At 39.9% G+C, this 228-nt stretch carries 1 protein-coding gene; it reads left to right on the forward strand.

Annotated elements, in window-relative coordinates; translation table 11 throughout:
- Positions 1 to 228, forward strand: a 228-nt coding sequence (locus Q0935_RS15865; protein ID WP_299388353.1) for a hypothetical protein, incomplete at both ends; no start/stop codon positions are given.

Here is a 228-nt window from a genome sequence, read left to right on the forward strand (position 1 = left end):
CTCACCAGTTGTAAACACAGGCTTAGATCCTGCATTATATACTTTTGAATGGAACTTAAACGGTACCGTTCTTCCAGCAGAAACGGCAGAGTTTATAGAACCAACCGAAGGTGGTACTTATGGTGTTGTAGCAACAGATATTGCAACAGGGTGTTCAAGTATTGAAGTGAATACTTTAGTAACAGTAAGCGAGCCACCAGTAGTAACATCAGAAATAACAACATTAGC

It is taken from the genome of uncultured Lacinutrix sp., assembly GCF_947500605.1.
Taxonomy (GTDB): Bacteria; Bacteroidota; Bacteroidia; order Flavobacteriales; family Flavobacteriaceae; genus Lacinutrix.